We start from the raw sequence: 11,965 nt of genomic DNA on the forward strand, positions 1-11,965 counted from the left end.
GAAAGACAGGAAACGCGTTCTCTACCATTCCTTCTGGGCGGAACGGTTGAAGTTGCACTCACCCGGGGCATGAATCCACCTGCTCCACGGCAACAGGTGCGGCTTATCGGCCAGCGGCCGGGCGCTACAAAAGTTGCTGCGAAAACCCCCCAACGGGGCGCCCATCCAGTAAAAGACGACACCGCCATGGCGAATTTCCAGGACACGTTCCTTTCCGGCGCCAACATCGACTTCATCGAGGGCCTCTACGCCCTTTATCTGGAGGACCCCGCCAGCGTGGATGCAAGCTGGCGAGAGGTCTTCGACCGCAGCAACGGCGCCGGCCGACCCATCTTCAGCACCAGGCTGCTGGAGCCGGTAGCGGCTCCAGCGGCGGCCAAGGGAGGCAAGGGCGCCGCGCCCAAGGCCCCGGCGGCGCCGCAGGCCGCACCGGTGGCCGCGCCCGTGCCCGGGCAGACCGTCCAGGACATCTCGCTGCAGGCGCGCGTGGATCACGTCATCTTCGCGTTCCGCCTGCGTGGCCACCTGCGCGCGAAGCTGGATCCGCTCGGCCGTCCGCGCCCGGCGCTGGAGCACGTGGCGGACGTGGCCCTGGTGGATGACAGCCACTTCACCGACGCCGAGGCCCAGCAGCTCGTGGAGACCAACGGCGTGTTCGGCGAGCAGCGCGTGCGCCTGGCGGACCTGCTGGCGCGCCTGCGCCGCACGTACACGGACACCATCGGCGTCGAGTACATGCACATGCTCGACAGCCAGCGCCGCCGCTGGCTGATGCACCGGATGGAGTCGAACGAGAACCGCACCGACTTCTCCCCGGACGAGTGCCGGCACATCCTCACCAAGCTGTCCTACGCGGAGGGCTTCGAGCACTTCCTCCACACCAAGTACGTGGGCGCCAAGCGCTTCAGCCTGGACGGCGGCGAGGCGCTCATCCCCATGCTGGACGCGCTGGGCGAAGTGGCCACCGGCATGGGCCTGAAGGAGATCGTCATCGGCATGGCCCACCGCGGCCGCCTCAACGTGCTGACGAACATCCTGGGCAAGCAGCCGGATCAGATCTTCAGCGAGTTCGACGGTCCCCGGAACCCGCAGGCCTACCTGGGCCGCGGCGACGTGAAGTACCACATGGGTTTCTCGTCGGACCACACCACGCGCCAGGGCCGCAAGCTGCACCTGTCGCTGGCCTTCAACCCCAGCCACCTGGAAGCGGTGGATCCGGTGGTGGAGGGCCGCGTGCGCGCCAAGCAGGACCGCGGCGGCGACACCGAGCGCACCGGCGTGATGCCGCTGCTCATCCACGGCGACGCGGCCTTCATCGGCCAGGGCGTGGTGCCGGAGACGCTCAACCTGTCCGGCCTCAAGGGCTACACCACGGGCGGCACGGTCCACGTCGTCATCAACAACCAGGTCGGCTTCACCACCGACCCGCACGACTCGCGCTCGTCCCTCTACTCCACCGCCATCGCGCAGATGCTGGACATCCCCATCTTCCATGTGAACGGGGATGATCCGGAGGCCTGCGTCCACATCGCGCAGCTGGTGGCGGAGTACCGCCAGACGTTCAAGACGGACGTCGTCATCGACCTGGTCTGCTACCGCCGCTACGGCCACAACGAGGGTGACGAGCCCTCGTTCACGCAGCCGGCGATGTACGACATCATCCGCAAGCACCCGACGGTGCGCACGCTCTACGCGGCGAAGCTGGCGGCGCAGAACAAGATTCCGGCCGAGGAGTCGGAGGCCATCAAGCAGCGCTGCCAGCAGGAGTTCGACGCGGCGCTCACCCGCGCGCGCCAGGAGAGCCAGTTCAAGGAGCCCAGCGCGCTGGAGGGCCTGTGGAAGCCCTACCAGGGCGGCTCGCTGAAGAGCGCGCCGGACGTGTCCACCGCGGTGGACAAGCAGGTGCTGTGCGATGCGCTGCGCAAGCTGTCCACGCTGCCGGAGGGCTTCAACGTCCACCGCGACGTGGAGCGCACCGTCATCAAGAAGCGCCTGGGCATGCTGGACAGCGGCGAGCTGCAGTGGAGCGAGGGCGAGTCGCTGGCCTACGCCACGCTGCTCTCCGAGGGCTACAACATCCGCATCACCGGCCAGGACAGCGAGCGCGGCACGTTCAGCCACCGCCACGCGGTGTTGCACGACGTGAAGACGGGCGAGAAGTTCGTCCCGCTGCGCCAGTTCGTCAGCGGCAAGGGCAAGAACGGCTTCCACGTCTACAACAGCCCGCTGTCGGAGATGGGCGTGCTCGGCTTCGAGTACGGCTACAGCCTGGACGTGCCGGACGGTCTGACGGCCTGGGAAGCGCAGTTCGGCGACTTCGGCAACGGCGCGCAGATCATCATCGACCAGTTCATCGCCGCCGGTGAGAGCAAGTGGCGCCGCCTCAGCGGCCTCACCCTGCTGCTGCCGCACGGCTACGAAGGCCAGGGCCCGGAGCACTCCAGCGCGCGTCTGGAGCGCTTCCTGGACCTGTGCGCCGAGGACAACATCCAGGTCTGCTACCCCACCACGCCCGCGCAGATCTTCCACCTGCTGCGCCGCCAGGTGCTGCGCCCGGTGCGCAAGCCGCTGGTCATCATGTCGCCCAAGAGCCTGCTGCGCCGGCCGGAGGCCACCAGCAAGGTGGACGAGCTGGCCACCGGCACCTTCCAGGAAGTCATCATGGACCGGGTGGACCCGGCGGGCGTGACGCGGCTGCTGCTGTGCAGCGGCAAGGTGTACTACGACCTGGTGAAGGCGCGGGACGAGCGCAAGGACGAGAGCATCGCCATCGTCCGGCTGGAGCAGCTCTACCCGTTCTCCTCCGACGTGCTGGCGGGGCTCATCGCGAAGATGCCGAAGCTCGCCGAGCTCCTGTGGGTGCAGGAAGAGCCGCGCAACGCCGGCGCGTGGCACTTCATGTTCCCCCGCCTGCACGACCTGGCCTCCACGCAGTCGAAGCAGCAGGTGAAGATCGGTTACATCGGTCGCGCCGAAGCCGCCAGCCCCGCCACGGGCTTCCCCAAGACACACGAATACGAGCAGCAGCTCATCATCGAGGAAGCCATCCTCCGAGGGACCAAGAATGGCCGTTGAAATCAAAGTGCCGCCCCTGGGCGAATCCATCACCGAAGCCGTGGTCGGCAAGTGGAACAAGAAGCCGGGTGACGCCGTCACCGCCGACGAGCCGCTCGTCGTCCTGGAGACCGACAAGGTCACCATCGACGTGCCGGCCCCGTCCGCGGGCTCGCTGTCCAGCATCGCCTTCAAGGAGGGCGACAAGGTCCGCGTGGGCGAGGTGCTCGGCCTCCTCGATGCGGGTGCCGGTGCGCCCGCCGCCAAGCCCGCCGCCGCGGCTCCGGCCGCCGCGCCCGCTCCCGCCGCCGAGGCGCCCGCCGCGTCCGACGCGCGCTCCACGCCCACCGCGCGCAAGGTGGCCGAGGAGAACCGGGTGGACATCTCCCAGGTGAAGGGCAGCGGCGCTGGTGGCCGCGTGCACAAGGACGACGTGCTGGGTCAGCTCAACCGCCCGGCCGCCCCCGCCGCCCCGGCGCAGCCCACCGGCCCCCGCCCGAACGCCGCCCGCGAGGAGCGCGTGCGGATGACGCCGCTGCGCAAGCGCGTGGCCGAGCGCCTCATCCAGGCCCAGTCCACCGCCGCCATGCTCACCACCTTCAACGAGGTGGACATGGGCGAGGTGATGGCCCTGCGCAAGAAGTACAACGACAAGTTCCAGCAGAAGCACGGCGTGAAGCTCGGCTTCATGAGCTTCTTCATCCGTGCCTCCGTCGAGGCCCTCAAGGCCTTCCCGCAAATCAACGCGGAGATCGACGGTGAGGACGTCATCTTCAAGCACTACTACGACATCGGCGTGGCCGTCAGCGGCAGCCGCGGTCTGGTGGTGCCGGTGGTGCGCAACGCGGACAAGCAGGGCCTGGCGGAGCTGGAGAAGTCCGTGGGCGAGCTGGGCACCAAGGCGCGCAATGACAAGCTGGCCCTGTCCGACCTCCAGGGTGGCACCTTCACCATCACCAACGGCGGCATCTTCGGCTCCATGCTGTCCACGCCCATCCTCAACCCGCCGCAGACGGGCATCCTGGGCATGCACAACATCGTCGATCGCCCCGTGGCCCGCGACGGCCAGGTCGTGATTCGGCCCATCATGTTCATCGCGCTCACCTACGACCACCGGCTGGTCGACGGCCGCGAGGCCGTGCAGTTCCTGGTGCGCGTGAAGGAGTGCATCGAGGACCCGGAGCGGCTGCTCCTGGACGTCTGACTTCAGGCCCGGCATCCGGGCAAGACTTGCATTCCGGGCGGCCGGCTGGACTTCCAGCCGGCCGTTTCACTACAACTGGGAGTGTCTCCCGGTTGTCGGGGGGCGGGAAGAACGGGCGGCTCTCCTCGCGCCGCCCCGCAAGACTGAAGGACGTGCAATGGCAACCGGTACCGTGAAGTGGTTCAACGACGCGAAGGGCTTTGGCTTCATCACCCAGGACGGCGGCGGTGAAGACGTGTTCTGCCACCACACCGCCATCAACATGGACGGTTTCCGCACCCTGGCCGAAGGCCAGAAGGTGGAGTTCGAAGTCACCCGTGGCCCCAAGGGCCTCCAGGCGCAGAACGTCCGCGCCGCCGGCTAACGCGTCCGTCAGCCACTCCCTCCGGACTGGCCGATGACAAGAGGCCCGGCCCCACCACCTGGGGACCGGGCCTCTGGTTTTTCAAGCCCTGGGGCCGCGCGGCCTACAGGTTGCGCTTGAAGTGGTCCATGACGCGCTCCCACTGGCGCTCGGTGACGAGCGGGTCGGGCACCATGTGCGTCAGGCCGCTCAGCGGCAGCAGGTCGTGCGGCTTGCCGGCGCGGAAGAGCGCGTCACTCAGCTTCAGCGTGTGGAAGAAGTAGACGTTGTCGTCCGCGGTGCCGTGGATGAGCAGCAGCTTGCCCATGGGCTTGTCCTGCTTCGCGTACGTCAAGAGCGAGCTCTTCTCGTAGGCCTCCGGGCTCTGCTGCGGCACCCCCAGGTAGCGCTCGGTGTAGTGGGTGTCGTAGTCCAGCCAGTCCACCACCGGGGCGCCGGCCACGCCGGCCTTGAAGACGTCCGGACGCTTGAGCACGGCCAGGGCGGCCATGTAGCCGCCGAAGCTCCAGCCGGAGATGCCCACGCGGGACAAATCAATCTCCGGGACTTCCTTCGCCAGCGCCTGGATGGCGGCGGCCTGGTCATCAATCGTGACGCCGGCGAAGTCGCCCTTCACCTCGCGCTCCCACTTCGCGCCGCGCAGCGGGGTGCCCCGGCCGTCAATCTTCACCACGAGGAAGCCCTGGTCCGCCACCCACTGCGACATCAGGTGCGCGGCCATGCTCTTGTGGACCACGGTGGTGGTGGGGCCGCCGTACACCTCGACGATGACGGGCAGCTTCTGGCCGGGCTTGAAGTTGCGCGGGCGCACCAGGGACGTCCAGAAGCGCTCGGGGCCCACCTGCCGCTGCTCCACGTTGGGCGTGTAGGGCGGCTCCTGCGCCACCGAGGGCAGCTCGCCCACGCGGGTGCCGTCGCCGCGCACCACCTGCACCTTGGGCATGGACTTCAGGCCCTGGCCGTTCATCACCACCAGCCCGCCACTCTTGGACACCGAGCCCGACTCGATGTCGAGCCCCGTCGTCACCTTCTCCGGCGCGCCACCGGCCTTCACGCGCCACAGGTGGCTCTGCGTGGGGTTGGGGCCACCATTGAAGTAGAGCGTGTCATCCTTCTGGATGTAGCGCGCCAGCGAGCGGAAGCCCGCGTCCGGCTTCACCACGGTGCGCGCCAGCGAGCCATCCGCCTTGCGCAGCTCCACCTCCGGGCCGCCGTTGCGCTCGGTGTACCAGAGGAAGCCGCTGCCATCCTCCAGCCACAGCGGGAAGGCCTGCTCCAGGTTGAGCCAGGCGTCGTCCTTCTCCGTGAGCAACTCCCGCGACTTGCCCGTGCGCGGGTCCACCGCGAGCAGCTTCTGCTCGGTCTGCTCGCGGTTCTGCACCAGCACGGTGAGCGGGCCGCCCTTGGGCCACGTCACGGTGGCCAGGTACGGGTACTTCGCCGCGTCCCACTGCGCCCACACGGTGCGTCCGCCGGTGACGGGGGTGATGCCCAGGCGCACCTTGGCGTTGGCCTTGCCAGGGCGCGGGTATGCGAACTCCTCGCCGCCGCGCTCGGGGTGCATGACGTCGACGATGGTGAGCTTCTCCACGTCCGACGTGTCCGACTCCGTGTAGGCGACGGACTTCGCGTCCGGGCTCCACCAGTACCCGGTGAAGCGGCCCATCTCCTCCTGTGCGACGAACTCGGCCACTCCGTGCGACTTCGTCTCGGTGCCGCCCTTGGTGACGCGCTGCTCGCGGTTGGCGGCGACGTCGATGCGGTACACGTCGTTGTCCCGCACGTAGGCCACCTGCTTGCCGTCCGGCGAGAAGCGCGGGTCCAGCGTCCCCGGCCCCGTCTTCAGCTCCGTTACCTTGCCGTTGGCGCGGTCCACCACGTAGAGGCGGCCGGACAGGGGCACCAACAGCCGGTTGCCATCCTCGGACACCTGGAAGCTGGTGAAGCCCCGGGCGCTGACGCGCATGCGCTCACGGCGGGCCTTCTCCTCGGGGGTGAGCGTCTCCTCGGCGCCCTTGAGGATGGCCTCGGGCGTGAGCAGCTCACGCGTCTGCCCGCTCTCCACGTCGAACGCGTAGAGCGTCTGCACGTTGGACGTGGGCTGGGTGCGCAGGAAGAGGATGCTCTTCTCGTCGGGCGAAATGCGCACGCCGCCGGGCCGGCCGCTCATGAAGCGGCGCGTCTCCGAGAACTGGCGCAGGAAGGGGTCTTGCGACCGCTGCGTCTTGGACATGGTCAGGGGCTTCTGCTCCTGGGCGAAGGACGAAGCGCTCGCAAACAGGAGCGCGGCGGTGAGGACGTGGCGCATGCGTCGTCGAATCCCCGCGCGGAAGGGCGGGGCTCCTTTCGTGGAAAGGTGCGGAGCAGCCTACACTCGGCGGCCTCGCGGCCGGAGCAAACGCCTGGCGTGCTGGAGGATTCCCGACGCAATGGAAACGGAAGACGACGCTCCGCGGCACCTGCGCCTGGCCGGCATCATCCGCCTGGGCCTGGGCGGAGGACGCGGCCCCCAAGACGCCTACGTGTTCGACCCGCACCGGCTCGCCCTCCCCGCCTGGGCCTGCGCCCTGGCTGACACGGAGGGCCCCGCCCTGCTGGTGACGCTGGACCGGCACCTGGACACCGTGGTGCCCCGGGCTCCCGCGGCCGTGCCGGACCGCACGGCCGGGCTGCGCGCGCTGGATGAACATGCCCGCTGGTCCCTGGACGTCCGCAACTACGACCACATCCTCGCGGCCATGGAGGCCGGGCTGGTGGGAGACGCCCTGCTGATTGCACGCACCCGCCCCCGCGGCGCCTTCGCGGGCGACACCTACGTGGACACGCGGGGCCGCGCGCACCGGCTGGTGGCCATCCCCACCGTGGACCGCGCCGCCGAGGCCTACAGCCGCCCTGCCCCCGGCGACGCCGTGCGCGACGTGCTGGACGCGGCCGGACGGGTGCTGCTGGACGTGGACCTGGACTGCTTCACCTCCCTGAGCGACGCGGACCCGACGACGGTGCTCCCCTGGCCACAGCAGGTGATTCGCGAGTTCCTGCTTCCGGAGGACTCGGAGCCCTTCTGGGACGCGGTGCTGCGCAAGACAGTGGCGCTGACGCTGGCGCGCGAGCCCCACCACTGCGGCGGGCTGCTCGCGTCCGGGGACCTGTTCCAGGACGCGGCCCAGGTGCTGTTCCGGGAGCTCTTGCGCACCGAGCCCCCGTGAGCCACGCCGCGCGCTACAGCGGCGTCTCCATGAAGTTGGGCCGCACGTCCGTCATCTGCCCGCCCGCGAAGGAGAAGCGGCTGCCCACCGGCGGCCGGGCGTCGTTGAGCACGTAGCCGAAGTCCACGCGGAAGGGCAGGACGTTGAACTGCGGGAAGAGCAGCCGCAGGCCCATGCCCACCGTGTGCACCATGGCGGGCCGGTCATTGAAGGCGCTGCCCGAGTCCCAGAAGAGCACGCCGCCCAGGTGCACCGTCTTCACGACGATGGGCCGGCTGCGGTACTCCAGGTTGAAGAGCAAGAGCCGCCGGCCGGAGTAAGCATCCGCGCCCGCGCCGCGCAGGCCGTTGGCGCCGCCCAGCAGGTGGATGCGGTCGAACAAGTCATCGATATTCACGTCCAGCAGCCCGCGCGCCACGAAGCGCCCGCCCAGCACCTTGGGCGACACTTCAATCAGCTCCGCCGCCCAGCGCCGATTGGTCCACGCGCCCCCCGGCCCCAGCGGCCGGCGGATGGCGCCCGACATGGACGCGGTGGTGAGCGTGTCCCCCAGCCGCAGGCGGTAGCGCAGCGCCAGCCCGCCTTCGACGAAGTGGCTTTGCTCGCCGAACACCGGCGGCGCGTAGCGCAGGGTGGCCGCCACCCAGTGCCCCATCTGGAAGTCCTCGGCCAGGACGTACGAGTCCACGTCCCGCAGCACCTCGTAGCGCGCGTCGAAGGCGCGCAGGCTCAGCCCGACGTAGCCCGCGTCCTCGGCGCGCGGCAGGTAGTTGCGGTTGAACCACTCCGACTGCTCCGGCGAGAGGCCGGATGCCAGCGGCGCGCCGTAGGCGTAATGGTAGGCCCCCACCGTGCCGCCCACGTTCCACTTGTAGCGGGTGCCATGCGAGCGCGTGTACGAGAAGCCGCCCACCACCTCTTCGGTCCGGTAGACGTAGGGCACCGCGGGCCCGCCCGGGAATGGCAGCTGCCAGATGGACGCGCCCCGGTAGACGCGGTTGGTCTCCACGTTCCAGGACACGGAGGCGCTGGCGCTCCACGGCGTGGACAGCGAGTACAAGGGCCGGCTCACCGCGAGGCTGCCGCGCGAGCCCTCCGTCTTGCCCGTCTCCCGGCCCTGGATGACGGCGATGGACTCACTCAGGGACCAGCGGCTGCCCAGCACACGCGGGTCGGTGTAGCTCTGCCCCAGGCTGAGGGTGTCCTGCCGCAGCACGAAGTCCACGGCGATGCGCTTGCCGCGCCCCAGGAAGTTCTGCTCCGTGCCCTGCAGCTTCAGGTACTGGAGCAGCGAGCCCACCGCCGCGAAGTCACTGTTGAGCCGCAGCGACCAGATGTCCTTGGTGACGGCCATCAGCGCCACCGAGTCCGGCGTGCGGCCCTTCACCGCCACCAGGCGGACCATGGAGAACAGGCGCAGCCCGCGCAGGTTGCGCGCCGTCTCCTGGGCGAGCGCGTCCGAGTACGGCGCCCCCACCTGGAGCAGCACCTCGCGCCGGACGACGTCGTCCCGCGTCCGGGCATGGAAGATGTTGAGGAAGTCCGGGAAGGGGTCGATTTCGGCCACCACGTCCTCGGTGTCCACCAACACCTCTTCCAGAATCTTGCCCTCCGGCGCAGGCTCCAGCACCCGTCCGTGCCGGGCCAGGGCCTCGTCAATCAGCGCGTCCTCGTAGTTGTCGATGGCCGACGCGAGCCCCTGCGCCGGCGCGTCAGACGACGCTTCCGACGTGGAAGGCGCGGCCGCGAGAGACGTGGCGACGAGCAACGCAGGCAGCAAAAGCGGCACGCAAGGCATCCTGTCATGAGCCGCGGCATTGCCCCCTGGACAATGCCGCACTCTGTTACATCGGGGGATTTCCCGCTTTCACGGTCGCGTCAAAAATATACATGGGGGAAGCAACCGCGAAGCCCACTGGGTGGATAATGACGGCATGACCAGCGTCGTCGGCCCCCGCCGCTCGCCCCTCCTCGCTCGCCCGACCACCGAAACCGCCCGTGAGACGACGTCCTCCCCCCGGACGACCTCCTCCGCGGCCACCAGCTCGTTCCAGCCCGCGCGGCCGGGACTCGAGGGCACAACGCCTTCGATGCTGACGAAGCTCGGCGCGGTCTTCGTTCCCCAGACGCCCACTGCGACGCAGGCGGCGGCCTCCCACCTGAAGGCCACGGTCGGCACACGGGCGGCGGCGCTGGTCCACAGCACGACGCCCAACGCCGACATCAAGGACCACACCACCATCGAGAGCACCATCGACGTCCCCGAGGACGCCACGGTGGAGTCGCTCAAGCTCAACCTGGACATCGAGCACACCTACCGGGGCGACCTGAAGGTGACGCTGACCTCGCCGTCCGGCAAGAGCGCGGTGGTGTCGGACCGCAAGGGCGGTTCGGCGGATGGCCTGACCGGCGCCTTCGACCTGTCCGCGTTCAAGGGCGAGCCCACGAAGGGCACCTGGATGCTGGAGGTGCAGGACGCGGCGCGCGGCGACACCGGCACGCTGAAGTCGTGGGGCCTGGACATCGCCCCGCAGACGCCAGTGACGGAGCCCGAGGCGCCGGAAGAGCCCGAAGGTGGCCTCTTCGAGGGCCTGCGCGACGGCGCGCTGCTGGACGCGCTCCAGGACTACTCGTCCGGCAAGAAGGTGGTCAGCTACAACGAGGCCCGCCGGCTGATGTTCTCCAGCCTGGATGTGAATGAGAACGGCAACGTCGTCTGCGTCTACACGGGCGCCGAAGTCAAAGGCGGCAAGATTCCCAACAACTCGGTGATGAACACCGAGCACACCTGGCCCCAGTCGAAGGGCGCCACGGGCGCGGCGAAGAGCGACCTGCACCACCTCTACCCCACCGACAGCAAGGCCAACTCCCGGCGCAGCAGCTTCCCGTTCGGCGAAGTGGTCAACGTGCGGTGGAGCCAGAACGGCGCCAAGCTGGGCACCGACGCGCGCGGCAACATGGTCTTCGAGCCGCCCGACTCCCACAAGGGCAACGTGGCGCGCGCGATGTTCTACTTCTCCGCCACCTACAACAAGCCCATCTCCAGCGACGAGGAGGCGGCGCTCAAGGCGTGGAACAAGCTCGACACGGTGGACGCCGCCGAAATCGAGCGCAACCGCCGCATCGCCACCATCCAGGGCAACTCCAACGCCTTCGTCGAGGACGCGGCGCTGGCCGACCGCATCAAGGACTTCTAGGCCCCCGCAGAGCGCAGCTCCCCATCGCGCAGGGGCGGCAGCTTCTCGCCCCGCGCCACCGCCGCGACGATTTTCGCCAGCCGGTCCACGCCGTCCGACAGGGCGGCCGGCCCCGGCTGGAGGATGAGCGAGCTCTTCACCTCGTAGAGCTGGTCATCCACCACCGCCCGGACCCCGGTCCACCCGGGGCGGGCGACGATTTTCTCCCGCTTCGCCTTGCGCCCGCACCAGCTGGCGATGACGCCCTCCGGGTCGCGCCGCGCCACCTCCTCCGGCGCGAAGATGCGGCCCTGCGCCCCCTGCGACGCGCGCGACTCCCGGCACACGTCCACGCCGCCCACCAGCTCCACCAGCTCCGAACACCAGCGGATGCCGGAGATGAGCGGCTCATGCCACTCCTCGAAGAAGATGCGTGGCCGGCGTGGAAGCGACTCCGCGGCGTCCGCGTGCCGCTCCAGGTTCGCGGTGAGCTCGGCGGCCAGCGCCTCCGCGGCCTCGGGCCGCCCCACCAGCGCGCCCGTCAGCCGCACCGACTGGAGGATTTCGGCGATGGAGCGCTGGTTGAACAGGTAGACGGGCACGCCCCGCTTCGCCAGCTCGCGGCCGATGTCCGCCTGCAAGTCGGAGAAGCCCAGCACCAGGTCCGGCTTCAGCTCCAGGATGCGCTCGAAGTTCGCGTCCAGGAATGAGCTGACACGCGGCTTCTTGCGCGCCTGGGGTGGACGCACGGTGAAGCCGGACACGCCCACCACCAGGTCCTCCGCGCCCAGGCGGTAGAGCACCTCCGTCGTCTCCTCGGTGAGACACACGACGCGGCGGGGATAGGGCGGCGCACCGGAGAGCAGCTCGGACAGGCGGGCATTCATGCGGGGCCACACCCTAACGCGGCCACCGCCGCGCTACGTGTCCGTAGCATTCGTCCGTGCGCATGGACCGGGCT

Annotated in this window: 8 protein-coding genes; 5 read left to right on the top strand and 3 right to left on the bottom strand. The window is 69.3% G+C overall.

What is annotated here, in order from left to right; translation table 11 throughout:
• Nucleotides 1-186 precede the first annotated feature (186 nt).
• The 3 genes from OZ403_RS31710 (at nt 187) to OZ403_RS31720 (ending at nt 4,622) form a co-directional block, all read left to right on the top strand.
• The gene (locus OZ403_RS31710; protein ID WP_140795015.1) at nt 187-3,075 is read left to right on the top strand and encodes a 2-oxoglutarate dehydrogenase E1 component; all 2,889 of its coding nucleotides are present in this window, start codon (nt 187-189) and stop codon (nt 3,073-3,075) included.
• Nucleotides 3,065-4,258, top strand: coding sequence for a 2-oxoglutarate dehydrogenase complex dihydrolipoyllysine-residue succinyltransferase (odhB, locus tag OZ403_RS31715; RefSeq protein ID WP_140795016.1), 1,194 nt, complete (start codon nt 3,065-3,067; stop codon nt 4,256-4,258). Before OZ403_RS31710 ends, odhB begins: the two co-directional genes overlap by 11 nt.
• A gap of 157 nt (nt 4,259-4,415) precedes the next feature.
• Entirely contained in the window at nt 4,416-4,622 is a 207-nt protein-coding gene (locus tag OZ403_RS31720) for a cold-shock protein (protein WP_011555986.1), read from the top strand.
• A 103-nt stretch (nt 4,623-4,725) separates the two neighbouring features.
• On the opposite strand, the gene OZ403_RS31725 is transcribed toward OZ403_RS31720, so the two are convergent.
• Nucleotides 4,726-6,930 (bottom strand): S9 family peptidase, encoded by a 2,205-nt coding sequence (locus OZ403_RS31725; protein ID WP_140795017.1) that lies wholly within the window; start codon nt 6,928-6,930, stop codon nt 4,726-4,728.
• A gap of 121 nt (nt 6,931-7,051) precedes the next feature.
• Between OZ403_RS31725 and OZ403_RS31730 the strand changes: the two genes are divergently transcribed.
• The gene (locus OZ403_RS31730; RefSeq protein WP_268782501.1) at nt 7,052-7,828 is read left to right on the top strand and encodes a hypothetical protein; all 777 of its coding nucleotides are present in this window, start codon (nt 7,052-7,054) and stop codon (nt 7,826-7,828) included.
• Between the two features lie 13 nt (nt 7,829-7,841).
• Here the strand turns inward: OZ403_RS31730 and OZ403_RS31735 are convergent, their stop codons facing one another.
• Entirely contained in the window at nt 7,842-9,626 is a 1,785-nt protein-coding gene (locus OZ403_RS31735; protein ID WP_268782502.1) for a BamA/TamA family outer membrane protein, read from the bottom strand.
• Nucleotides 9,627-9,918: 292 nt separating this feature from the next.
• Between OZ403_RS31735 and OZ403_RS31740 the strand changes: the two genes are divergently transcribed.
• Complete coding sequence (locus OZ403_RS31740) at nt 9,919-11,025, top strand: endonuclease (protein WP_268782503.1); 1,107 nt, start codon at nt 9,919-9,921, stop codon at nt 11,023-11,025.
• Here OZ403_RS31740 and OZ403_RS31745 read toward each other — a convergent pair.
• Nucleotides 11,022-11,891 (bottom strand): ABC transporter substrate-binding protein, encoded by an 870-nt coding sequence (locus OZ403_RS31745; RefSeq protein WP_140795021.1) that lies wholly within the window; start codon nt 11,889-11,891, stop codon nt 11,022-11,024. The genes OZ403_RS31740 and OZ403_RS31745 overlap by 4 nt on opposite strands.
• Nucleotides 11,892-11,965: the final 74 nt, after the last annotated feature.

Source organism: Myxococcus sp. NMCA1, from assembly GCF_026810205.1.
In the GTDB taxonomy this organism is placed as follows: Bacteria; Myxococcota; Myxococcia; order Myxococcales; family Myxococcaceae; genus Myxococcus; species Myxococcus xanthus_A.

Bases quoted from the DNA above. Each gene is read 5' to 3' on its own strand.
- OZ403_RS31710 (WP_140795015.1), top strand. From the start codon at position 187: ATGGCGAATTTCCAGGACACGTTCCTTTCCGGCGCCAACATCGACTTC.
- odhB (WP_140795016.1), top strand. From the start codon at position 3,065: ATGGCCGTTGAAATCAAAGTGCCGCCCCTGGGCGAATCCATCACCGAA.
- OZ403_RS31720 (WP_011555986.1), top strand. From the start codon at position 4,416: ATGGCAACCGGTACCGTGAAGTGGTTCAACGACGCGAAGGGCTTTGGC.
- OZ403_RS31725 (WP_140795017.1), bottom strand. From the start codon at position 6,930: ATGCGCCACGTCCTCACCGCCGCGCTCCTGTTTGCGAGCGCTTCGTCC.
- OZ403_RS31730 (WP_268782501.1), top strand. From the start codon at position 7,052: ATGGAAACGGAAGACGACGCTCCGCGGCACCTGCGCCTGGCCGGCATC.
- OZ403_RS31735 (WP_268782502.1), bottom strand. From the start codon at position 9,626: ATGCCTTGCGTGCCGCTTTTGCTGCCTGCGTTGCTCGTCGCCACGTCT.
- OZ403_RS31740 (WP_268782503.1), top strand. From the start codon at position 9,919: ATGCTGACGAAGCTCGGCGCGGTCTTCGTTCCCCAGACGCCCACTGCG.
- OZ403_RS31745 (WP_140795021.1), bottom strand. From the start codon at position 11,891: ATGAATGCCCGCCTGTCCGAGCTGCTCTCCGGTGCGCCGCCCTATCCC.